Annotated in this window: 24 protein-coding genes; 15 read left to right on the forward strand and 9 right to left on the reverse strand. The window is 71.5% G+C overall.

The features are described from left to right. Nucleotides 1-23 precede the first annotated feature (23 nt). The 5 genes from OHS18_RS36150 to OHS18_RS36170 are packed head-to-tail and all read left to right on the forward strand — an operon-like array spanning nt 24 to nt 2,361. The gene (locus OHS18_RS36150; RefSeq protein WP_328444918.1) at nt 24-341 is read left to right on the forward strand and encodes a helix-turn-helix transcriptional regulator; all 318 of its coding nucleotides are present in this window, start codon (nt 24-26) and stop codon (nt 339-341) included. Continuing rightward, on the forward strand, nt 338-1,006 hold the full coding sequence (locus OHS18_RS36155; RefSeq protein WP_328613803.1) for a permease prefix domain 1-containing protein: 669 nt from the start codon (nt 338-340) through the stop codon (nt 1,004-1,006). Before OHS18_RS36150 ends, OHS18_RS36155 begins: the two co-directional genes overlap by 4 nt. After that, on the forward strand, nt 1,003-1,350 hold the full coding sequence (locus OHS18_RS36160) for a DivIVA domain-containing protein (protein ID WP_328444915.1): 348 nt from the start codon (nt 1,003-1,005) through the stop codon (nt 1,348-1,350). Before OHS18_RS36155 ends, OHS18_RS36160 begins: the two co-directional genes overlap by 4 nt. Next, nucleotides 1,347-1,805 carry an SRPBCC family protein gene (locus OHS18_RS36165; RefSeq protein ID WP_328444913.1) on the forward strand — a complete coding sequence of 153 codons (459 nt, stop codon included), beginning with the start codon at nt 1,347-1,349 and terminating at the stop codon, nt 1,803-1,805. Before OHS18_RS36160 ends, OHS18_RS36165 begins: the two co-directional genes overlap by 4 nt. Further along, nucleotides 1,798-2,361, forward strand: a complete 564-nt coding sequence (locus OHS18_RS36170) for a DNA-3-methyladenine glycosylase I (protein WP_328613804.1) — start codon at nt 1,798-1,800, stop codon at nt 2,359-2,361. The genes OHS18_RS36165 and OHS18_RS36170 overlap by 8 nt, the downstream gene beginning before the upstream one ends. Nucleotides 2,362-2,448: 87 nt before the next feature. Here the strand turns inward: OHS18_RS36170 and OHS18_RS36175 are convergent, their stop codons facing one another. Beyond that, on the reverse strand, nt 2,449-3,243 hold the full coding sequence (locus tag OHS18_RS36175) for an enoyl-CoA hydratase-related protein (protein ID WP_328613805.1): 795 nt from the start codon (nt 3,241-3,243) through the stop codon (nt 2,449-2,451). Nucleotides 3,244-3,441: 198 nt separating this feature from the next. Here OHS18_RS36175 and OHS18_RS36180 point away from each other — a divergent pair, with 198 nt between their 5' ends. Next, a complete protein-coding gene (locus tag OHS18_RS36180; RefSeq protein ID WP_005155393.1) occupies nt 3,442-3,609 on the forward strand; it encodes a DUF3117 domain-containing protein in 168 nt (55 codons plus the stop codon). Between the two features lie 90 nt (nt 3,610-3,699). Further along, a complete protein-coding gene (locus OHS18_RS36185) occupies nt 3,700-5,163 on the forward strand; it encodes a leucyl aminopeptidase family protein (protein WP_328444907.1) in 1,464 nt (487 codons plus the stop codon). 243 nt (nt 5,164-5,406) lie between these two features. Here the strand turns inward: OHS18_RS36185 and OHS18_RS36190 are convergent, their stop codons facing one another. Beyond that, nucleotides 5,407-6,312 (reverse strand): LysR family transcriptional regulator, encoded by a 906-nt coding sequence (locus OHS18_RS36190; RefSeq protein WP_328613806.1) that lies wholly within the window; start codon nt 6,310-6,312, stop codon nt 5,407-5,409. A gap of 62 nt (nt 6,313-6,374) precedes the next feature. Between OHS18_RS36190 and OHS18_RS36195 the strand changes: the two genes are divergently transcribed. Next, entirely contained in the window at nt 6,375-7,556 is a 1,182-nt protein-coding gene (locus OHS18_RS36195) for an MFS transporter (RefSeq protein ID WP_328613807.1), read from the forward strand. A gap of 482 nt (nt 7,557-8,038) precedes the next feature. Here the strand turns inward: OHS18_RS36195 and OHS18_RS36200 are convergent, their stop codons facing one another. Continuing rightward, complete coding sequence (locus tag OHS18_RS36200; RefSeq protein WP_328444901.1) at nt 8,039-8,683, reverse strand: O-methyltransferase; 645 nt, start codon at nt 8,681-8,683, stop codon at nt 8,039-8,041. A 190-nt stretch (nt 8,684-8,873) separates the two neighbouring features. On the opposite strand from OHS18_RS36200, the gene sigE reads away from it, so the two are divergent. From sigE to tatB, 4 genes are all read left to right on the forward strand, one after another. Further along, nucleotides 8,874-9,488, forward strand: coding sequence for an RNA polymerase sigma factor SigE (gene sigE, locus OHS18_RS36205; protein ID WP_442874301.1), 615 nt, complete (start codon nt 8,874-8,876; stop codon nt 9,486-9,488). Beyond that, nucleotides 9,485-10,153 (forward strand): anti-sigma factor family protein, encoded by a 669-nt coding sequence (locus OHS18_RS36210; protein ID WP_328444899.1) that lies wholly within the window; start codon nt 9,485-9,487, stop codon nt 10,151-10,153. Before sigE ends, OHS18_RS36210 begins: the two co-directional genes overlap by 4 nt. Nucleotides 10,154-10,391: 238 nt before the next feature. Further along, nucleotides 10,392-11,909 (forward strand): S1C family serine protease, encoded by a 1,518-nt coding sequence (locus OHS18_RS36215; RefSeq protein ID WP_328444897.1) that lies wholly within the window; start codon nt 10,392-10,394, stop codon nt 11,907-11,909. Nucleotides 11,910-12,079: 170 nt separating this feature from the next. Next, nucleotides 12,080-12,499 (forward strand): Sec-independent protein translocase protein TatB, encoded by a 420-nt coding sequence (tatB, locus tag OHS18_RS36220; protein WP_328444895.1) that lies wholly within the window; start codon nt 12,080-12,082, stop codon nt 12,497-12,499. 72 nt (nt 12,500-12,571) lie between these two features. Here the strand turns inward: tatB and OHS18_RS36225 are convergent, their stop codons facing one another. The 4 genes from OHS18_RS36225 to OHS18_RS36240 are packed head-to-tail and all read right to left on the reverse strand — an operon-like array spanning nt 12,572 to nt 16,447. After that, nucleotides 12,572-13,717, reverse strand: coding sequence for an Mrp/NBP35 family ATP-binding protein (locus OHS18_RS36225; RefSeq protein ID WP_328444893.1), 1,146 nt, complete (start codon nt 13,715-13,717; stop codon nt 12,572-12,574). A 10-nt stretch (nt 13,718-13,727) separates the two neighbouring features. Further along, entirely contained in the window at nt 13,728-14,237 is a 510-nt protein-coding gene (locus OHS18_RS36230) for a DUF1003 domain-containing protein (protein ID WP_328444891.1), read from the reverse strand. Continuing rightward, complete coding sequence (locus tag OHS18_RS36235; protein WP_328444889.1) at nt 14,230-15,528, reverse strand: magnesium transporter MgtE N-terminal domain-containing protein; 1,299 nt, start codon at nt 15,526-15,528, stop codon at nt 14,230-14,232. Before OHS18_RS36235 ends, OHS18_RS36230 begins: the two co-directional genes overlap by 8 nt. Before the next feature lie 10 nt (nt 15,529-15,538). Further along, a complete protein-coding gene (locus tag OHS18_RS36240) occupies nt 15,539-16,447 on the reverse strand; it encodes an aminoglycoside phosphotransferase family protein (RefSeq protein WP_328613808.1) in 909 nt (302 codons plus the stop codon). Nucleotides 16,448-16,542: 95 nt separating this feature from the next. Between OHS18_RS36240 and OHS18_RS36245 the strand changes: the two genes are divergently transcribed. Continuing rightward, nucleotides 16,543-17,454 (forward strand): slipin family protein, encoded by a 912-nt coding sequence (locus tag OHS18_RS36245; RefSeq protein WP_328444887.1) that lies wholly within the window; start codon nt 16,543-16,545, stop codon nt 17,452-17,454. Here the strand turns inward: OHS18_RS36245 and OHS18_RS36250 are convergent. Both OHS18_RS36250 and OHS18_RS36255 read right to left on the reverse strand, forming a co-directional pair. Continuing rightward, a complete protein-coding gene (locus OHS18_RS36250; protein WP_328613809.1) occupies nt 17,451-18,146 on the reverse strand; it encodes a DUF4190 domain-containing protein in 696 nt (231 codons plus the stop codon). The two genes, OHS18_RS36245 and OHS18_RS36250, sit on opposite strands and share 4 nt — an antisense overlap. A 41-nt stretch (nt 18,147-18,187) precedes the next feature. Beyond that, nucleotides 18,188-18,640, reverse strand: coding sequence for a DUF4190 domain-containing protein (locus tag OHS18_RS36255; protein WP_328613810.1), 453 nt, complete (start codon nt 18,638-18,640; stop codon nt 18,188-18,190). Between the two features lie 140 nt (nt 18,641-18,780). Here OHS18_RS36255 and OHS18_RS36260 point away from each other — a divergent pair, with 140 nt between their 5' ends. Beyond that, the gene (locus OHS18_RS36260; RefSeq protein ID WP_328444882.1) at nt 18,781-19,977 is read left to right on the forward strand and encodes an acyl-CoA dehydrogenase family protein; all 1,197 of its coding nucleotides are present in this window, start codon (nt 18,781-18,783) and stop codon (nt 19,975-19,977) included. Nucleotides 19,978-20,195: 218 nt separating this feature from the next. Further along, the gene (locus OHS18_RS36265; RefSeq protein ID WP_328444880.1) at nt 20,196-20,714 is read left to right on the forward strand and encodes a general stress protein; all 519 of its coding nucleotides are present in this window, start codon (nt 20,196-20,198) and stop codon (nt 20,712-20,714) included. Nucleotides 20,715-20,733 lie beyond the last annotated feature (19 nt).

Consider the following 20,733-nt stretch of genomic DNA (forward strand, 5'->3'; position numbering starts at 1 on the left):
GTCGACGTGTAGACTGCGTACCCATGAAGGCGGACTCCTTGCGCGGGCACCTCGACGCGTTGCTGCTGGCGGTCCTCGACGGCCGGAAACTGCACGGCTACGCGATCATCGAGGCCCTGCAGCTGCGCACCGACGGCGCGCTCGACCTGCCGACCGGCACGGTCTACCCGGCGCTGCGCCGGCTCGAGCGGGCCGGCTGGCTGGCCAGCGAATGGGACGTCGTGTCCGGACGCAAGCGGCGCACCTACCACCTCACCCGCTCCGGCCAGCAGGAACTGGCCGCCGAACGCACGGAATGGCGGGAGTTCACGGCCGTCATCGGGGGAGTGCTGGGCGCATGATCGACGACTACCTGGCCGATCTCGACCGGCGGCTGCACGGCTGCGGCAAGTTCAAGGCCGACCTCCTGGACGAGGCGCGCGACGGCCTGCACGACGCGGCCGACGCCTACCGTGCCGGCGGCCGGAGCGACGAGGACGCCGAGCGCCGCGCCGTCGCCGACTTCGGGCCCGCGGCCCTCGTCGCCCGCGACTACCAGGCCGAGCTCGGCATGCTCAGCGGCGTCCGCACGCTGTGGAAGCTCGTCATCGGCGTGCCGCTGATGCAGGCGTCCTGGGACTACGCCCGGATCCTCACCTACGGCGCCTGGACGCAGCTGCCGACGTCGACGCCGGAGTGGTACCGCGTCGTCGCGCACACCACCCACGGCGCGGTGTTCGTCGTGCCGGTGATCGGCGTGCTCGCGCTGCTCGGCACGCGCTGGCTCAGCCGGCGGCTCGAACCCGTCCGGCTGGCCCGGTTCTGCGGCGTCCTCATCGCGCTGGCCGTCGGCATCAACCTCGGCTCGGTCGGCCTGCTGATCGGCTCGACCGGCATCGTCGACGTCTCCCGGTTGTTCCTGAGCGTCCCGTGCGCGGTGTTGATGGTCGCCTGGGTGCTTCTTTCCCTGCGGCTCGTCGTGCTCGCGAGACGTTCCTGGGGCGGGTATGCCACGATCGTCGCGTGACGACCGCGCTGATCTACCTCGTAGTCATGCTGCTGGTGGCCGCCGTGGTGTTCCTCCTGGCCGCGGTGGTGTTCGGCCGGGGTGAGGAATTGGCCCCGCTGCCGCCGGGCAGCTCGCCCACGCGGCTGCCCGCCGAGGACATCACCGGCGACGACCTGCAGGACGTGCGCTTCCAGCTGGTGCTGCGCGGCTACAAGATGTCCGAAGTGGACTGGGTGCTGCGCCGCCTCGGCGTCGAGATCGACGAGCTGCGCACCCGGGTGGCCGAGCTGGAGCAGCGCCGGCCCGAGCGCGAAGCCGAGCGCGAAGCCGAGCGGGAGACCGCGCCGGAGAGCGCCCAGTGACCGACCTCGTGCTGTCGGTCGACGTCCGCGCGCCGGCCGGGACGACCTGGCTCGCGCTCACGGACTGGACGCGCCAGGGCGAGTGGATGCTGGGCACCGACGTCGAAGTGACCGAGGGCAACGGCCGCAGCGTCGGCTCGCGGCTGGCGGCGTTCACCGGGGTCGCCGGGATCGGCTTCACCGACAAGATGGAGATCACGACCTGGGAGCCGCCGGTGCGGTGCGCGGTCCGGCACCAGGGCGGCTTCGTGCAGGGCACCGGTGTGTTCCAGGTCGTGCCGAAGGGCGCGCAGCGCTCGACGTTCGTCTGGGCCGAGCACCTGCGGCTGCCGTTCGGGCCGCTGGGACGGCTCGGCTGGCCGGTCGTGCGGCCGGCGTTCGCGCTGGGGGTGCGCCAGTCGCTGCGGCGGTTCGCGCGGTTCGCGGAGGACTATTCGGTGGGCGGGGATGTCTGAGCTGATCGGCGCCGACGGCGTCGCGCGGTGCACCTGGGGCAACTCGACCCCGGACTACGCCGATTACCACGACAAGGAGTGGGGCACGCCGCTCCACGGGCAGGACGAGCTGTACGAGCGCCTGTGCCTCGAGGCGTTCCAGTCCGGGCTGTCGTGGATCACGATCCTGCGCAAGCGCGAGAGCTTCCGGAAGGCGTTCAAGCAGTTCAAGGCGGCGAAGGTGGCGAAGTTCGGTGACGCCGACGTCGAGCGGCTGATGCGGGACGCGTCGATCGTGCGGAACCGGGCGAAGATCCTGGCGGCGATCAACAACGCCCGGGTGATCGCGGACCTGGACGTCCCGCTGGACGACCTGCTGTGGTCGTTCGCGCCCTCATCGCACCGGCGGCCACCGGCGATGGCGGACGTCCCGGCCATCACGGACGAGTCGAAGGCGATGGCGAAGGAGCTGAAGAAGCGCGGCTTCGCGTTCCTCGGCCCGACGACGTGTTACGCGCTGATGCAGGCCACCGGCATGGTCGACGACCACGTCAAGGGCTGCTTCCGCGCGGGCTGACGGGTGCCGGGGTCTGCCGTGGCTGTCGTGAGTGTTTAGGGCGGTTAGAACCGCCCTAAACACTCACGACAGGCCGCGGCAGACCGACTACTTGCCCTGGAAGTTCGGCTTGCGCTTGCCGACGAACGCTTCGACGGCCTCGGCGTGGTCGGCGGTCGCGCCCAGCGCGGTCTGGGCGGCGTCTTCGGCGGCCAGCGCCTCCTCGAACGTCGACTGCGCGGCCAGGTTGAGGACGCTCTTGATCTTCGCGTAGGCCACGGTCGGGCCGGCCGCGAGCTTCGCCGCGATCTTCTGGGCGCGCGCCGCGAGCTCCTCGTCCGGCACGACCTCGCCGACCAGGCCGAGCCGCTGCGCCTCGGCGGCGTCGACGGTCCGGGCCAGCAGCATCAGCTCGGCGGCGCGGCCGTAACCGACCAGCCGCTGCAACGTCCAGGAGGCACCCGAGTCCGGGCCCAGCCCGACGTTGGCGAAGGCCATCAGGAACGACGACGACTCGGCGGCGATCCGCAGGTCACTGGCGTAGGCGAAGGCCGCGCCGGCCCCGGCGGCGGTGCCGTTGATCGCCGCGATGACCGGCTTGTCCATGGCCACGATCGCCTGGACGATCGGGTTGTAGTGCTCCTTCACCGTGTGTAGCGGGGCGGGGTCACCCGCTTGCAGCAGCCCGACGTGCTCCTTCAGATCCTGGCCGGCGCAGAACGCCTTGCCCGAACCGGTCAGCACGACCGCGCGGACGGCCTCGTCGTCCGCTGCCCCGCGCAGGGCCGCGAGCAGTGCTTCCTTCAGCTCGACGGTCAGCGAGTTGTACGCCTGCGGCCGGTTGAGGGTGAGGGTGCGCACCCCGTCGGCGTCGGCGATCAGCAGGACGTCGGATGTGGTCACGTCTTCTCCTTGCGCTGAAACATCGGTCGTCCGAGACTCTCACACCCCTCGCGGGCCGCATACCAGCACCGATACGGCAGCAAAAGATCGGTCCGCTGATGCGCCGAGGCGCTGATAGGGGACAATGGACGGTAAGACCCGGCTGGCTTTCACGCGAGCGCGACCCGGGCGCGCCGGTTGAGACGGAGGGAGCACGCTATGGCGGCCATGAAGCCCCGGACCGGAGATGGTCCCCTCGAAGTGACTAAGGAGGGGCGGGGCCTCGTGATGCGCGTACCGCTCGAGGGTGGCGGGCGACTCGTCGTCGAACTCTCCGCAGAGGAAGCGAAAGACCTCGGCGCCGCTTTGCAGGAGGTCACCGGCTGAACCGGCCCCCCAGAACCGTCCTTCCGTCGCACCCCGGTCTCCCTTCGGAGGCCGGGGTCGCGGTTCCTCTGCGCCCGAAGGTTGCTCACTGTGCGTAATCCGCTACCCCCCGTTCCGACTAGTCTCCTCGACATCGAGGTCGCGGGTGACCTTCGCCGCGGCACCCCGACGGTCCGGCTCGTGACCGCGCCGGCCGACGACGTCGAGGCCGAGCCGGTCGAGATCGGCGGTGTCCGGATCACCGGCAAAGCGGGCGACGTCCAGACGGTCCAGGGTGACGGCCCCCGCTGGGTCGCGGGGCTCGGCGACGGCAAGCCGAAGCAGTACCGGAAGACCGGCGCGGCGCTGGTCCGCGCGGTGAACGCGGCGCTGGCCGACGACGTCGAGAACGGCGCGAAGGCGTTCCGCGCGGTGCAGCTCGTGCTGCCCGAGGAGGCGTCCGGCGAGCACGTCACGGAGCTGGCGCTGGGCCTGCTGCTCGGCGGCTACCGCTTCAAGGTGTCCATTGAGGACCCGAAGCCGGCGGTGCGGACGGTGCGGCTGGTGACGCACGACCGCGCGGTGGCGAGCCACACCGAGCTCGTCGAGCGCGCCACGGCGCTGGCCGCAGCGACGGCGCTGACCCGCGACCTCGCGAACACCCCCTCGAACGTCAAGTCCCCGGCCTGGCTCGCGGACACCGCGGCGAAGGTCGCCGGCCCCCGCGTCGAAGCGACGATCCGCGACGAGCAGTGGCTCGCGGCGCAGGGCTTCGGCGGCGTCCTGGCCGTCGGTGGCGGTTCGGCGCGGCCGCCGCGGCTGATCGAGCTGTCCTACAAGCCCTCCGGCGCGGTCAAGCACTTGCTGCTGGTGGGCAAGGGCATCACGTTCGACACGGGCGGCCTGTCGATCAAGCCGGCCGACGGCATGCACCTGATGCGCACGGACATGGCGGGCGGCGCGGCGGTGATCGCCGCGACCCGCGCGATCGCCGCGCTGGGGCTGCCGGTGCGGGTGACCGCGCTGGTCCCGGCGGCCGAAAACCACGTGTCCGGTTCGGCGTACCGGCCCGGCGACATCGTCCGCCACTACGGCGGCAAGACGACCGAGGTCGGCAACACCGACGCCGAGGGCCGCATGGTCCTGGCCGACGCTTTGGCGTACGGCATCAAGAAGTACGGCCCGGACGTCGTCGTCGACGCGGCGACGCTGACGGGTGCGATGAAGGTGTCGCTCGGTTTGCGCACGGGCGGCCTGTTCGCCACGGACGACACGCTGGCGGCTTCGGTCGTCGCGGCGGGTTCGCGGGTCGGCGAGGCCTGGTGGCGCATGCCGCTGGTGGAGGACTACGCGGAGAACGTCCGAGGCGAGTTCGGCGACGTCCGCCAGACCCCGGGCGGCCCGGGCAGCATCACGGCGGCGCTGTTCCTGCGCGAGTTCACGGAGGGCCTGCCGTGGGCCCACCTGGACATCGCGGGCCCGGCCCGGTCGGAGAAGTCCTACGACGACGTGGTCCCGGGCGCGACGGGCTTCGCGGCCCGAACCCTGGTGGAGCTGGCCGCCTCACTGGCCTGAGGCTCGCCGGCCAGGTGGCGGCGGCTTGTCCAGTCCGTGTTGCTGCCGGGCTGTCCCGGGTGTCCGCGCTGCTGCCGGGCTGGCGCTGCCGCCGCGCCGTCGGAGTTGTCCACAGCCTGGCTGGATTGTGGACAACTCGCTGCTCACGAACGTTTTCGCCGGGCTTCGTCGGGGGGCACCGATAGACTGGACTCGGGGACGCCCCCCTGGGAAGGGTGGGGGAGTTTCCTGGCGGCGGCCGGATTATTTGCGCCCCGCCGTTGCCAGCACGTGGTCCCGGAAGGCCGTCACGGCCGGGGTCATCGGTTCGCCCGCGCGCCAGACCAGGCCGATCGTCCGTGACGCCGGTGGGTTCAGCGGCACTTCCGCCACTCCTGCCGGTGTGCCCGGGCCGAACCGCGGCAGCAGTGCCACGCCGAGGCCCGCCGCGACCAGGCCGCGGACCGTGTCCGACTCCTGGCCCTCGAACGCGATGCGCGGCGCGAAGCCGGCCGCGGCGCACAGTTCGTCCGTCAGCGTGCGGACGCCGTAACCCGGCTCCAGCAGCACGAACTCCTCCTCGGCCAGCTCGGCCACCCGCACCGAACCGCGGCCGGCGAGGCGGTGGCCCGTCGGGACCGACAGCAGGATCTCCTCCTCCGCCAGCCCCGCCGAGACCAGTGAAGGCGCGTCCGACGGCAACGGCGCGAGCAGCGCCAGGTCCAGCTCGCCGCCCGCCAGCCGGTCGAGCATGTCCTGCCGCGAGCCCTGGACCAGCGTGAACCGCACCCCCGGGTACCGCGCCCGGTAACCGCGCAGCAGCGACGGCACCAGCGACCGCCCGAGCAGGTGCAGGAAGCCGAGCACCACGTGTCCCGACTCCGGCGCCACCTCCTCGCGCGCCAGCCGGACGCCGGTGTCGACCGCCGCCAACGCGCGTTCGGCGGCCTCGGCCAGCAGGTCCGCCGCGCGGGTGAGCCGGATGCCGCGGCCGTCCGGGACGGTCAGGGGCGCGCCCAGCGCGTCGGCCAGCGCCGCGATCCGGCGGCTCACCGTCGGCTGCGGGACGCCCAGCAGTTCGGCCGCGCGTGTGACGTTCCCCGTACTCCGCAGCGCGACCAGGAGCCGCAGGTGCGGTGCGAGCTGCGCCGACAGCGAGTCATGCGTCATCGCATGAATTATGGACCACATGTGTATTAGACGTATTGATTAGCGCTGCTTACTTTCAGTGGGTGACCACCACCCGCCGAGTCAAGACCGCCGTCGCCGCGGCCGGGATCTCCTCCTTCGCCCTGCTCTACGCCCCGCAGCCGGTGCTGCCGCAGCTCGCCGCGCAGTACCACCTCGACCCCGGCGGCGCGGCGCTCGCGGTGAGCGTCGCGACCGGCGCGCTGGCCATCGCGGTCCTGCCGATCGCCGCGCTGTCCGAGGTGGTCGGGCGGCGGCCGGTGATCGTGACGTCGGTGGTCGCGTCGGTCGTGTTCGGGCTGCTGCTGCCGCTGATGCCGACGTATCCGGCGCTGCTCGTGCTGCGCGCCTTGCAGGGCATCGCGATCGCCGGGTTCCCCGGGGTCGCGGCCGCCTACCTGGCCGAACGGCTCGGCCGCGCGGGCGTCGCCGCCGCCGTCGGCGCGATGATCGCGGGCAACACCGTCGGCGGCATGCTCGGCCGGCTGTCCGCCGGCTTCTCCGCCGGGCCGCTCGGCTGGCGCGGCGCGCTGTACGTCGTCGCGGGCATCGGCGCGGTGTGCGCCGTGACCACCGTCGTGACGCTGCCGCCCGGCACGGCTCGCGGGAAGGTGCAGCTCAAGGTGGTCGCCGCCGGGCTGGTGACGGCGGTGCGGCGGCCGGTGCTGCTGGCCCAGTACGCCGTGGCGCTGCTCGCGATGGGCTCGTTCGTCGCGCTCTACAACGCGGCCGGGTTCCGGCTGACCGGCGACCCGCTGGACCTGTCGCCGGCGATCGCGTCGCTGGTGTTCCTCGCCTACGCGACCGGCTCGGTCTCCTCGGCCGCGGCCGGACGGCTGGTGGCGCGCGTCGGCCGCCGTCGCGCGGTGATCGGCTCGCTGCTGCTGATGGCCGCCGGGGCGACGCTGACCCTGCCGGACTCGTTACCGCTGGTGATCGCCGGTTTCCTGGTGCTGACCTGCGCGTTCTTCGCCGCGCACGCGGTCGCCAACGGCTGGGCGGCGGCCGACGCCCCCGAGGACGCCCGCGGCCAGGTCGGCGGCATGTACACGGCGACGTACTACCTGGGCAGCAGCATCGGCGGCGCGGCCGGCGCGTACGTCTACGGCCACGCGGGCTGGGGCTGGCTGATCGCCCTGGTGGCAGTCTGGCTCCTGCTGGCGGCGGCCGCGGTGGGCGCCGGAACCCGGGTGCGCACCGAGCGGCGCGAACTGGTCCCGAGCTGAGTTCAGCCGTCCGGCCCCGCAAACACACCCCCGCCCAACCCTGGGGGGCGTCCCCGTTCCAGTTTACCGGCGACCACCGACAAGTCCGGCAAAATCGGCGACTTGTCCACAGGCGGGCCGACTTGTGGACAGGTGCTCGGACCGCTGCCGTGACCAGGCGGGATCGTGCCGACCGGCGAGCTTCGAGTTGAGCCAGATCGCTGCGAGGAGCAAGTGGACCACGTCGGCCGCGGAGCTGAGTCAGATCGCTGAGAGGAGCAGGCGGACCACGTCGGCTGCGGAGTTGAGTCAGATCGCTGCGAGCGGCCAAGCCGACTATGCCGGCCGCAGAGTTGAGTCAGATCGCTGCGAGCGGCCAAGCCGACCACGCCGGCCGCGGAGCCGAGCCACATCGCCGCGAGGGCCACGCGGACCACGCCGACCGTGAAGCCGAGTCAGATCGCCGCGAAGGCCAAGCCGACCACACCGGCCACCGAGGCGGCTCAGATCGCCGCGGCCACCAGCAGGCCGCCGCCCACCGGGAGCAGGGCCGGGACCAGGCGTTCGTCCTCGCGGAACGCTCGGGCCACCTCGCGCAGGGCCAGCGTCTCCGGGTCGCGCCGGGACGGGTCGATCACCCGGCCGCCCGCGAGGACGTTGTGGAACGCGATGATCCCGCCGCGGCGCAGCAGCGACACACCCAGCTCGTAGCACCCCGGGTACTCGATGTGCGCCGAGTCGACGAACACCAGGTCGTAGCCGCCCGGCGTCAGCCGCTGCAGGACGTCCAGCGCCCGTCCGACGATCAAGCGGGTCCGGCCCGGCGCGTAACCGGCCTCGCGGAACGCCGCGCGCGCGGCCCGCTGGTACTCCGGCTCCAGGTCGATCGACGTCAGGATGCCCTCCGGGGCCATCCCGCGCAGCAGGCTCAGCCCGCTCACCCCGGCGCCGGTGCCGACCTCGACGACGGCCTTCGCCCGCAGCGTGGCGGCCAGGAACCGCAGGGTCGCGCCGGCGCCCGCGGACAGCGGGCTGCAGCCCAGGTCCTCGGCCCGTGCGCGCGCCGAAGACAGCACCTCGTCGTCGGGCAGGTACCCGTCGACGAACCCGGAGTCGGCCGGTGCGGCCGCAGGGGTGGGCGTGTTCACGCACGGAGGTTAGCGTTGGTTGTCGATAAATCCTCGCAGGCTCCCTGGTAAGCACTCAGGAAGAACTTCTCAGCCTGTTCTCAGTCCAGTCTCACTAGAACCATAAGGAACCCCGACAGACTCGAATCCAGACACACGGGAACACCGTGCCCGCGACCCGCGTTGGGTGGAGCAGACAGGAGAAACACAGATGGAGGTGCCTGCTCCCACGATGCAGAACGCCGATGCGGACGTCGACGCGGCTCAGCCCGTGTCCCTGGACGAGGCGGCCTGGACGCCACCGTCCTGGGACGAGGTCGTCCGCGAGCACGGTGACCGGGTCTACCGGCTCGCCTACCGCCTGACCGGCAACACCCACGACGCCGAGGACCTCACCCAGGAGACCTTCATCCGGGTCTTCCGGTCGCTGGCGTCCTACAAGCCCGGCACGTTCGAGGGCTGGCTGCACCGGATCACCACCAACCTCTTCCTCGACATGGCCCGCCGCCGCTCGCGAGTGCGGATGGAAGGCCTGCCGGAGGACACCGACCGCATCGTGGGCGACGACCCGAGCCCCGAGCAGGTCTACACCGACACCCACCTGGACCCGGACCTGCAGGCCGCGCTCGACGAGCTGCCGCCGGAGTTCCGTGCCGCCGTCGTGCTGTGCGACGTCGAAGGTCTCTCCTACGAGGAGATCGGCGCGACGCTCAACGTCAAGCTGGGCACCGTCCGCAGCCGGATCCACCGCGGCCGTCAGGCGCTGCGGGCTTCGCTGGAGCGCCGACGCAGTTACGCCCCGGAGTCTGCGAAGGTGTCGGTATGACCGCACCGCGAGGCTGGGGACTCCCCGAGTCGCACCTGCTGCCGGACGCCGTGGTCGCGTTCGTGGACGGCGAACTTTCGCACGGCGCGCGTGACCGCGCGGCGGCGCACATCACGCGCTGCGCCTCCTGCGCCGGCGACGTCCAGGCCCAGCGGCAGGCGTGCGCCGCGATCCGCGGCGCGGGCGCGCCGTCGATGTCGGCCGGGTTCCTGGCGAGCCTCCGGTCCATCCCGGAGCACACGGACCTGCCCAGCAGCCCCGACAACCTGGCGATCACCGCCGACGGCCAGCTCGTCGCGGTCCAGCGGCCCGACCGGGTCGCCGGCCTGCGCGACTCGGGCGTTCTGGGCGGCGTGGCGCCGCTCGGCTCGTCGGCCCCGCTCGGCCAGTCCCCGAACGTCCTGGGCGGCGGCCGCTTCAAGCGCCGCGCGGCACAGGGCGCCGGCGTGGTCGTGTCGGGCTTGGTGCTGAGCGCGCTGGCGCTGGTGGGCACCTCCGCAGACGGCGGTGACGGCACCCCGGACACGGGCGGCCAGGTCCCGCAGAACGCGAACCTGCTCCCGGCCCAGATGGCGGTGCCGCAGGCACCTCGCCCGGAGCCGGCCCCGTCGGTGACGTCGACACCGGTGAGCTCGCCGATCGCGGTGCCGGTCGGCGTCCGCTGACCGAATCCGAGCAGCCCCCGCCACTCCCTGGGGGGCGGCCCCGGGTCCAGTTTATCGGCGCCCACCCGCGGAACCGGCGTTTCGGTGACCCACAACGCCGGTTTGTCCACATCGCCGAGTGCCTGTGGGCAACTCGCGGGCCGGCCAAGAAACAGCCATTTCACCGCCGTACCGGCAGACTCGGCGCACTGGGCTTGGGTATCGTCACGCCCAGCCACCTGATCTTCAGCACCGGGGAATGATGACCGAGCCGAACGTGAATCCCGAGCAGCCCGGCGCGCACGATGCCGACCGGCTGGGGCCGCGCCCGCTGGCGCGGCCGGCCGTCGATCCGGGGCAGGCCGCGGTGTTCGGCCGGCCGCAGGGGGTCGACGGGGCGTTCGACAAGCTCTACACCCCCCAGCAGACCAACGGCGTCAAGCTGACGCCGCCGGCTCCCGAGTCGCTGGCCGAGGCGTTCAGCCGGCCGCCCGGGGCCGAAGGCGTTCTCCTGGAGCGGCCGCGGGAGGCCGTTGGGGACGCGTCGCAGGCCGAGCCGCCGCTGTGGACCGGGACCGGGGACCCGTGGCGTGATCCGGGCGCCGGCGCCGTGCTCGCCGGGCCCGCGATGCCCGCCGAAGACGAGGAAAAGCCCGCTCGGCGTCCGCCGGGTGCGTTGCTGAGCCTGCCCGAGGTGCTGTTCGGCCGGCGGGTGAAGCCCAAGGCGCTGGTGCTGCTCGGGGTCGTCGCGCTGCTGATCGGCGCAGCCGGCGGGCTGGTCGGCTGGTGGGCCGCCGACACCGGCACCGAGCTCACCGGGTCCGCGACGATCTCCGAAGCCGAGGCCGCCAAGGAACGGCCGGCCGGTTCGGTCGCCGAGATCGCCAAGCGCGTCTCGCCGGCCGTCGTCTCGCTCGAGGTGTTCAAGCCCGGCGCCGAGTCCGGCGAGCAGGGCTCCGGTGTGATGATCGACCCGCAGGGCTACATCCTCACCAACGACCACGTGATCAGCTCCGCCGCCGCGGATCCGGGCGTCAAGATCACCGCGATCTTCATCGACGGCACCCGGACCGACGCCAAGCTCGTCGGCACCGACCCGAAGACCGACCTCGCGGTTGTGAAGGTCAACGTCACCAACCCGACCGTGCTGCAGATCGGCAAGTCGTCGGACCTGCAGGTCGGCGACACCGTGATGGCGATCGGCTCGCCGCTGGCGCTGCAGAACTCGGTGACCGCGGGCATCGTCAGCGCGCTGAACCGGCCGATCACCGCCGGCGGCGACAACGGCGCCGCGCCGGTCACCTACGAGGCCATCCAGACCGACGCCGCGATCAACCACGGCAACTCCGGCGGCGCGCTCGTCGACGCCACCGGCGCGCTGGTCGGCATCAACTCCTCGATCCGCTCGTCCAGCGCGGACGGCGGCAGCATCGGCATCGGCTTCGCCATCCCGAGCGACTACGCGATCAAGATTGCGAAGGCGCTGATCAAGGACGGCAAGGTCCAGCACGCCGACATCGGCATCAACGCGTCCTCGACGGTCGCCGGCTCGTCCACGATGGGCGCGCAGGTCAAGAACGTCGCCCCCGGCGGCCCGGCCGCGAACGCGGGCATCAAGGAGGGCGACGTGATCACGAAGATCGGCAACCGCCTGGTCCGCGACTCCGCGGAACTGACGGTCGCGGTGCGCGCGCACGACGTCGGCGAGGTGGTCCCGGTGTCGCTGGCTCGTGACGGTGCCAGCTTCGTCGTGGACGTAACCCTGGCTTCCGATTGAACCTTGTTCTGGGTAGCCCGCCGCGCCCCGCACGCAGATCGCTGGTCAACGCAGATGTCATGCGGCGGGCGACGGCTGAACAAGGTTCACCTGAGTTACCGCGTTCGGCCTGCTTGAGCGGGGCCGGTGGCGAGTACCCTGAGCCAGTAGGTTCCGAGCGGAGGTTGACGGTGTTCGACAGTGTCGGATGGGGGGAAATCCTCGTCCTCATCATCGCCGGTCTTTTCATCCTCGGCCCGGAACGGCTGCCCGAGGCGGCGTCCTGGATGGCGAAGAGCGTGAAGAAGGTCCGCGACTTCGCGACCGGGGCGAAAGAGCAGCTCCGCGAGGAGATGGGCCCGGAGTTCGACCAGCTGCGCAAGCCGCTGGAAGACCTGCGCGGGCTGCGCAACTTCGACCCGAAACGCGTGGTGACGCAGCACCTGTTCGACGGTGACAGCGACCCGCTCGGCCTCAAGGGCATCACGAACGGCGGCAACGGCACGAACGGGGCCAACGGTTCGAACGGCTACACGGCCGCCCAGACGAAGCCCCAGCCGGAGCCGCTGAAGCCCGGCGAGCGTCCGCCGATCGACCCGGACGCCACGTAAGTTCACCGAAAGTCCGTGAATGGCACATCGAGGGACTTCAGGTCCCTCGATGTGCCATTCACGGACTTTGGTCTAGCGGCCCGCGGGTGTCACGTTCAGCATCATCCCGGCCAGTCCGCGCGCGCGGACCGTCAGCTTCTTCGCGGCTTCCCTCAGCACCAGCGAAGCCGGGGCCTCCGGGTCCGAGAGCACCAGCGGCGTGCCCGAGTCGCCCTGCTCGCGCAGGCGCGGGTCCAGCGGCACCTGGCCCAGCAGCGGGACCTCCGAGCCGATCGACTTCGTCAGCGAGTCCGCCACCGTCTGGCCGCCGCCGGAGCCGAAGATCTCTAGGCGAGACCCGTCGGCCTGCTCCAGCCACGACATGTTCTCGATGACGCCGGCGACCCGCTGACGCGTCTGCAGCGCGATCGCGCCCGCGCGCTCGGCGACCTCGGCCGCCGCCTGCTGCGGGGTGGTGACGACCAGGATCTCCGCGTTCGGGATCAGCTGGGCCACCGAGATCGCGATGTCGCCGGTGCCCGGCGGCAGGTCCAGCAGCAGGATGTCGAGGTCGCCCCAGAACACGTCCGCCAGGAACTGCTGCAGCGCGCGGTGCAGCATCGGGCCGCGCCACACCACCGGGGTGTTGCCCGGGGTGAACATGCCGATCGAGATCATCTTCACGCCGTGCGCCTGCGGCGGCATGATCATCGTGTCGACCTTGGTCGGCTTCTCGTGGGTGCCCAGCATGCGGGGGATCGAGTGGCCGTAGATGTCCGCGTCGACGACGCCGACCGAGAGCCCGCGCTGGGCCATCGCCGCGGCCAGGTTCACCGTGACCGACGACTTGCCGACGCCGCCCTTGCCGGACGCGACGCAGTACACCCGCGTCATCGAGCCCGGCTGGGCGAACGGGATCACCGGCTCGGTGCTCTCGCCGCGCAGCGACTTCCGCAGCTCGGTGCGCTGCTCGTCGTTCATGACGTCCAGCTCGACCCGGACGTCGGTGACGCCGGGGACCTTCGAGACGGCTTCCTTCGTGTCGTTGGTCAGCGTCGCCTTCAGCGGGCAGCCGGCCACGGTCAGGTAGATCCCGACGGTGACCACGCCGTCGTCGCCGACGACGACGTCCTTCACCATCCCCAGGTCCGTGATGGGTTTGTGGATCTCGGGGTCTTGCACGCTCTTCAGCGCGCTGCGGACGTCATCGACGCTGGGGAGCTGCTGAGTGCTGGTCACCCCGTCCATGTTACGAGCCGGTAGGAGTGCGGTTCGGTTTGGCCTTCCTGGGCTGGACGTCGAGGTCCTCCCGCAGCCGGTCGAGCTCGCTGCGGAGGTAGTCCCGGGTCGCCACCTCGCCGACCGCGAGCCGCAGCGCGGCCAGCTCCCGGGCCAGGTACTCCGTGTCGGCCTTCGTCTGCAGGGCCCGGTTCCGGTCCTCTTCCAGGGAGACGCGGTCCCGGTCGTCCTGGCGGTTCTGCGCGAGCAGGATCAACGGCGCCGCGTACGCCGCCTGGGTCGAAAAGGCCAGGTTGAGCAGGATGAACGGGTACGGGTCCCACTGCAGCGACACCGCGGCGAGGTTCATCGCGATCCAGATGATCACCAGCAGCGTCTGCCAGAACAGGTACTTGCCGGTGCCGAGGAACCGGGCGACGCGCTCGGTGAGCCGCCCGAAGGTGTCCGGGTCGATGTTCAGCTTGAACCGGTTCTGGCTGCGGGGCTGGTCCAGCCGCCGTCCGGACGTCGGTTCAGGCACGCTCGGCCTCCAGGTTTTCGCCGGTCTCGCCGGTCGTGTCGTGCAGGCCGGTCTCGCGCCAGTCCTCGGGCAGCAGGTGGTCGAGGACGTCGTCGACGGTGACCGCGCCGATCAGGTGGTCCTCGGTGTCGACGACCGGCCCGCAGGTCAGGTTGTAGGCCGCGAAGTAGCGGGTGACCTCGGGCAGCGTCGCGTTGGGCCGCAGCGCCGCCAGCCCGGTGTCCACGGCGCTGGCCACCAGCTCCGCCGGCGGTTCGCGCAGCAGCCGCTGGAAGTGCACGACGCCGACGAAGCGCCCGGTCGGCGTCGCGGTCGGCGGCCGGCAGACGAACACCATGCTCGCCAGCGCCGGCGGCAGCTCGGCGTTGCGGATGTGCGCCAGCGCCTCGGCGATCGTCGTGTCCGGCGTGAGGACCACCGGCTCGGGGGTCATCAGGCCGCCCGCGGTGTCGGACGAGTAGGCCAGCAGCCGCCTGACCGGCGCCGACTCTTCCGGCTCCATCAGCTCCAGCAGCCGGCTCTGCTCGGCCGGGGCCAGCTCGGCCAGCAGGTCGGCGGCGTCGTCCGGGCTCATCGCCTCGAGGATGTCGGCCGCGCGCTCCTCGGCGAGGTAGGACAGCAGCTCTTTCTGGTCGTCGTCGGGCAGCTCTTCGAGGACGTCGGCGAGGCGCTCGTCGTCCATCGCGTCGGCGACCTCGTGCCGGCGCTTGAGCGGCAGGTCGCGGATCGTCGCGGCGACGTCGACCGAGCGCATGGTGTCGAACAGCATGAGCAGCTGCCCGGCGCCCTGCTGCTGGCCGGTGATGTCGGTCAGGCTCAGCCCGGCCACCTCCGCCCACGGCAGCACCTGCATCGCCGAGCGGCGGCGGCCCAGCCCGGCCCGCCGCTCCCGGATGGCGAGCTTGGCCAGCACCCAGTCGCGGGTTCGGGTCGGCTCCATCCCGGCGTCGACGACGGTGACGCGGGTGTCCGAGCCGGCCAGCGACGCGTGCGCGTCCAGGAGCTGGCCGAGCACCAGGACCTCGTTGGGCCGCTGGTTGAACTGGCGCATGTTGACCGAGCCGGTGGCGAGCGTGACGGCGGTCGGCTCGATCGCGGTGACCCGCAGCATCGGCACGAAGACCCGCCGCCGGGTGGTCAGCTCGACGACCACGCCGAGGATGCGCGGAGGCTGCGTGTCGAGGCGCAACCCGGCGACGAGGTCGCGGACCCGGCCGATGGATTCGCCGTCCGGGCCGAACACCGGCAAACCCGACAGCTGAGCTGCGAAAACCCTGTTGACCGCGGCCATGGCGCCGACCCTATCGGCTGGTCGCCCACGCGGCGATTTCCGGCACCGTGACGAACGCCGGGTCGTCGCTATCCACGCCGTGTTCGGCGGACTCTTCGACCATCCACAGCCAGTTCTGCACGGCCCGCACGAGCGTCCAGGCGCGTGCCTTCCCGGCGTCCAGCTCCTGCGACGCGACGATCAGCGCCATCCGTTCGTCCAGTGTGGACTCGGTGAAGCGGTTCCAGAACAACGGGATCACGGCGTACTCGAGGTCGCCGGCCAGCGGCTTCGGGTCGATGACGAGCCACGGCTCGCGCTGCCCGGCGAGCACGTTCTGGAAGTGCAGGTCCTCGTTCACCAGCGCCGATCCCGACGACGGCCCCAGCTCGCGGCAGATCGCGACGGCGTCGTCGACGAGCCGCCGGTCGAACGGCTCGCCCAGCTCGGTCCAGCGCCGGGGGAGTTCCTCGACCAGCCCCGCGGCCTCGGCGCGGACGCTCCGGGTCAGCTCCGGCGGCGCCGGCACGGCCAGCCGCCGCGCCAGCTCACCGAGGATCGGGACGGCTTCGCGCAGCGGGAGGTGATCGAGGGTGCGCCCGGCGTCGAGCCGCTCCAACAGCAGGACGCCGTCGTCCGGCGCGGAGTCCAGCAGCAGCACCGCACCCCGGCCGGCCCATGTGGACAGTGCGACCGGCTCGCCGGCGGACTCGTGGTCGCGCCAGCCCAGTTTCAGCACCACCGGCGTGCCATCGGCCCGGCGCGCGGGCTGGACGACGCCGACGTAGCCGTGCATCGCTTCGCCCTCGAACGTCAGGCCCCACTCGCGGGCGTACCCGGCGGCCAGCGCCGGCAGGGCAGCAAGCCAGGGGACGGCTCCGGGGCCGAGCACGCGGGGTGCGCGGGCGGCGAAGACCGGGGGCACACGAAGGTCGGTCACGACCCCAGTCTGGCCGCCGCGTCCAGCGCGTTTCGCCCTGGTGCTCGCGGGCGTACGCTGGGTTTTCAGGGGAAATCGCAACCCCGGGAGCAGCCATGGTGGTGGAGATCGTCAGTGCCGTCGTCGTACTGGGCGGAGCCTGGCTCGCGGCCGGCGTGCGCGTGGTCAAGCAGTACGAACGCGGGCTCGTGTTCCGGTTCGGCCGGGTGCGGTCCCGGGTGCAGGAGCCCGGCCTGAAGCTGCTGGTCCCGTTCGTGGACCGGATGCAGAAGGTCAACATGCAGATCATCACCATGCCGGTGCCCGCCCAGGACGGCATCACCCGCGACAACGTCACCGTCCGGGTCGACGCCGTCGTCTACTTCAAGGTGATCGACCCGGTCGTCGCCGCGGTCAACGTGCAGGACTACCGCGCCGCCGTCGGCCAGGTCGCGCAGACGTCACTGCGCTCGATCATCGGCAAGAGCGAGCTCGACGACCTGCTGTCGAACCGCGAGCACCTCAACGAGGGCCTGGAGCTGATGATCGACAGCCCGGCGCTCGACTGGGGCATCCACATCGACAAGGTCGAGATCAAGGACGTCGCGTTGCCGGAGGCGATGAAGCGCTCGATGTCCCGGCAGGCCGAGGCGGAGCGGGAACGCCGGGCGCGCGTCATCTCCGCCGACGGTGAGCTGCAGGCGTCCCACAAGCTCGCCCAGGCCGCGGCGACGATGGCGGACACGCCGTCGGCGATGCAGCTGCGGCTGCTGGAGACGGTGGTCCAGGTGTCGTCGGAGAAGAACTCGACGCTGATCCTGCCGTTCCCGGTGGAGCTGCTGCGCTTCCTCGACGCGCACACGCCGAAGCAGGCGGCGGCGCCCGCGGCCCCGCCGGCGCCCGCCGCTCCGGCGATTCCCGAGGCCGCGCCGGAACCCGATGCGGTGGAAGCGAAACCGGAGGCGAACGGGCACGCGGCCCCGGCGCCGCGCACCCCCGGCGACGTGGCGCTGCCGGCGTCCGACTAGCTGTCGAACTGGCCGTTCACGCCCAGGATGATGAAGGTCGTGAAGAAGCCGACCCACAGCGCGACGACGACGTAGCCGATGATCACGGCGGCCGTGGCGATGCCGCGGCCGCCGCCTTCGCCGCGGTTGGTGCGGCTCAGCGCGATGTGGCCCATGATCAGCCCGGGCAACGCCGTGATGCCGGAGCAGAAGCCGAGGATCGAGCAGACCAGGGCGCCGATCGCGAGCGCGTTGTCCTGGGTGCGCGGGACGCCCGGGTACGGCTGGGCGTACGGCGCCGGCGGCGCGTACGGCGCGCCATAGGCCGGCGGGTACGGCTGCGCGTACGCCTGTTGCGGGTAGCCCGGAGCCGCGTACGGCGTGCCGGGGATGTGCGCGGCGGGCGTCTCGAACGCTCCCGGGGGCAGGCTCCCGGCGGCCGGGTACGGCGGCGCCGTCGTGTCGCCGGCGACCGTCGTGTCGCCGGCGACCGTCGTGTCGCCGGCCGTGCCGCTCGAAACGGTGTGGTCCGAGGCGGTGCTGTCGCCGGCCGTGCTGTCGGCGACGGTGCTGTCCGGAACCGTGCTGTCGAACGTCGGGTCGGCCGTCGCGGGCGGCTCGTAGGCCCCCGGGTCGTACGACGACGGCTCGCTGGTCGACGGCGGGTCGTACGACGTGGACGTCTGGTCCTTGTCGCCGGACGGGTCGGTCATCACGGGCCCCCTCGGTGCGTGCAGGACCCCAACTTAGCCGGTCAGCGGAAGAGGCCGTTCGCGGCGCCGACCCCGAAGAAGAGGAGGAACCCCAGGATGTTGAGCGCGATCGCGGCGTAGCCGACGATGAACGCCGCCATCGCGACGCCTTGGCCCTCGGCCTGACCGGCCTTGGCCTTGTTGTAGGCGATGTGGCCCATGATGATGCCCGCGACGGCGATCAGGAAGCACAGGAAGATGCCGGCGATCGAGCAGATCAGCGCGCCGATGGCGAGCCCGGGACCCTCCGGCGGCTGCATCCCCATGCCGCCGCCGGGGTACTGCGGGTAGCCGGGCTGCTGGTAGCCGCCCGACGGGTACTGCTGGCCGTAACCCGGCTGCTGGTAACCGCCCGACTGGGGCTGCTGGTAACCGCCCGACTGGGGCTGCTGGAAACCGCCCGACTGGGGCTGCTGCTGGCCGTACGGGTCGTTCGGATCCTGCGGATAAGTCATGGTTCCTCCCCTTCGCACCGCACTTTACGGGCCAGAACGCCGGCGGCGTGAGCGCCCTCATAGCAGGGTCGTCCGTTTCGGGTCATACTCACCGGTAACCCAGCGCCGGGAGCGGCGTCGTAACCGGAAAGGGAGCCGTGATGGCCCGTCTCGCCCAGACCGCCGGCCTGTCCGACGTGCAGTCGGAGATCCTCGCGACCGTCCGCTCGTTCGTGGACAAGGAGGTCATCCCGCACGCGCAGGAGCTCGAGCACTCCGACACCTACCCGGCCGACATCGTCGAGGGCATGAAGGAGATGGGCCTGTTCGGGATCACCATCCCGGAGGAGTACGGCGGGCTCGGCGAGTCGCTGCTGACCTACGCGCTCGTCGTCGAGGAGATCGCGCGCGGCTGGATGAGCGTGTCCGGCGTGATCAACACGCACTTCATCGTGGCGCACATGATCGCCCGCCACGGCACCGAGGCGCAGAAGCAGCACTTCCTGCCGCGGATGGCGACCGGTGAGGTCCGCGGCTCGTTCTCGATGTCCGAGCCGGACCTCGGCTCCGACGTCGCGGCGATCAAGACGAAGGCGAAGAAGACCGACGACGGCTACGTCATCGACGGCTCGAAGATGTGGCTGACGAACGGCGGCTCGTCGAACCTGATCGCGCTGCTCGTCAAGACCGACGAGGGCGCCGAGAAGCCCCACCAGAACCTGACGACGTTCCTCGTCGAGAAGCCCGAGGGCTTCGGCGAGGTGGCGCCCGGCCTGACCATCCCGGGCAAGATCGACAAGATGGGGTACAAGGGTGTCGACACCACGGAGGCGGTGTTCGACGGCTACCGGATCGGCGCGGACATGGTCCTCGGCGAGGCGCCCGGCAAGGGCTTCTCGTACATGATGGACGGTGTCGAGGTCGGCCGCGTGAACGTCGCGGCCCGGGCGTGCGGCATCGCGATCCGCGCGTTCGAGCTGGCGGTGGAGTACGCCCAGCAGCGCAAGACGTTCGGCAAGGCGATCGCCGAGCACCAGGCCATCGCGTTCAAGCTGGCCGAGATGGCGACCAAGGTCGAGGCGGCGCACCTGATGATGGTGAACGCGGCCCGGCTCAAGGACTCCGGCGAGCGCAACGACGTCGAGGCGGGCATGGCGAAGCTGATCGCGTCGGAGTACTGCGCGGAGGTCACGCAGGACTCGTTCCGCATCCACGGCGGCTACGGCTACTCGAAGGAGTACGAGATCGAGCGCCTGATGCGCGAGGCGCCGTTCCTGCTGATCGGCGAGGGTACGAGCGAGATCCAGAAGACGATCATCAGCCGCGGCCTGCTGCGCGAATACAAGTCGCGCTCCTGAGACCCGCCACTTTCACGGGGAAAGCTGCGTCCGGAGGCCCGAGGACGTCACTTTCGCAGGGAAAGACGCGTCGGAAGGGGCCCTGGACGTATCTTTCCCTATGAAAGTGCGAAGCGACTTGTCGACATTCTGGGGGGTCAGGCCTTTCGGGGTAAGCGGCTCGCACGGTCCAGGTGTTCTTGACAAGATGGACGCCCAGACCCACGAGGGCGCAGGTGATGATGGTGAGTAGTCCCTTCGGCGGGGGCCGGGCGCCCGGCAACCTGCCGCGGTTGCCGACGCCGCCCACCGGCTGGCCGATCGGGTCCTACGCGACCTACGGCGAAGCGCAGCAGGCCGTCGACTTCCTCGCCGAGAACGAGTTCGCGGTCGGCGACGTCACCATCGTCGGCGTCGACCTCATGCTGGTCGAGCGGGTCATCGGGAAGCTGACGTGGGGCCGCGTGCTCGCCACCGGGGCCTTCTCGGGGGCCTGGTTCGGCGTGTTCGCCGGCCTGCTGCTCGGGCTGTTCGTCAACCAGGGCTTCGCGCTGCAGCTGCTCACCGGGCTCGTGCTGGGCATCCTCTCCGGGATGGTGTTCGCCGCCATCGGCTACGGCACGTCCCGTGGGCGGCGGCGGGACTTCTCGTCGGCGAGTCAGCTCGTCGCGGGCCGGTACGACGTCCTGTGCCAGCCGCGGTCGGCCGAGCGGGCGCGGGAACTGCTGGCGAAGCTCGCGCTCAACCCGCCGTCGTGAGATTTCCCGTCAATATCAG

This window comes from Amycolatopsis sp. NBC_00355, assembly GCF_036104975.1.
Taxonomy (GTDB): Bacteria; Actinomycetota; Actinomycetes; order Mycobacteriales; family Pseudonocardiaceae; genus Amycolatopsis.

Bases quoted from the DNA above. Each gene is read 5' to 3' on its own strand.
- OHS18_RS36190 (WP_328613806.1), bottom strand. From the start codon at position 6,312: ATGACGCATGACTCGCTGTCGGCGCAGCTCGCACCGCACCTGCGGCTC.
- OHS18_RS36210 (WP_328444899.1), top strand. From the start codon at position 9,485: ATGACCGCACCGCGAGGCTGGGGACTCCCCGAGTCGCACCTGCTGCCG.
- OHS18_RS36215 (WP_328444897.1), top strand. From the start codon at position 10,392: ATGATGACCGAGCCGAACGTGAATCCCGAGCAGCCCGGCGCGCACGAT.
- OHS18_RS36155 (WP_328613803.1), top strand. From the start codon at position 338: ATGATCGACGACTACCTGGCCGATCTCGACCGGCGGCTGCACGGCTGC.
- OHS18_RS36235 (WP_328444889.1), bottom strand. From the start codon at position 15,528: ATGGCCGCGGTCAACAGGGTTTTCGCAGCTCAGCTGTCGGGTTTGCCG.
- OHS18_RS36250 (WP_328613809.1), bottom strand. From the start codon at position 18,146: ATGACCGACCCGTCCGGCGACAAGGACCAGACGTCCACGTCGTACGAC.
- OHS18_RS36260 (WP_328444882.1), top strand. From the start codon at position 18,781: ATGGCCCGTCTCGCCCAGACCGCCGGCCTGTCCGACGTGCAGTCGGAG.
- OHS18_RS36150 (WP_328444918.1), top strand. From the start codon at position 24: ATGAAGGCGGACTCCTTGCGCGGGCACCTCGACGCGTTGCTGCTGGCG.
- OHS18_RS36255 (WP_328613810.1), bottom strand. From the start codon at position 18,640: ATGACTTATCCGCAGGATCCGAACGACCCGTACGGCCAGCAGCAGCCC.
- sigE (WP_442874301.1), top strand. From the start codon at position 8,874: ATGGAGGTGCCTGCTCCCACGATGCAGAACGCCGATGCGGACGTCGAC.
- OHS18_RS36170 (WP_328613804.1), top strand. From the start codon at position 1,798: ATGTCTGAGCTGATCGGCGCCGACGGCGTCGCGCGGTGCACCTGGGGC.
- OHS18_RS36245 (WP_328444887.1), top strand. From the start codon at position 16,543: ATGGTGGTGGAGATCGTCAGTGCCGTCGTCGTACTGGGCGGAGCCTGG.
- OHS18_RS36180 (WP_005155393.1), top strand. From the start codon at position 3,442: ATGGCGGCCATGAAGCCCCGGACCGGAGATGGTCCCCTCGAAGTGACT.
- OHS18_RS36265 (WP_328444880.1), top strand. From the start codon at position 20,196: ATGATGGTGAGTAGTCCCTTCGGCGGGGGCCGGGCGCCCGGCAACCTG.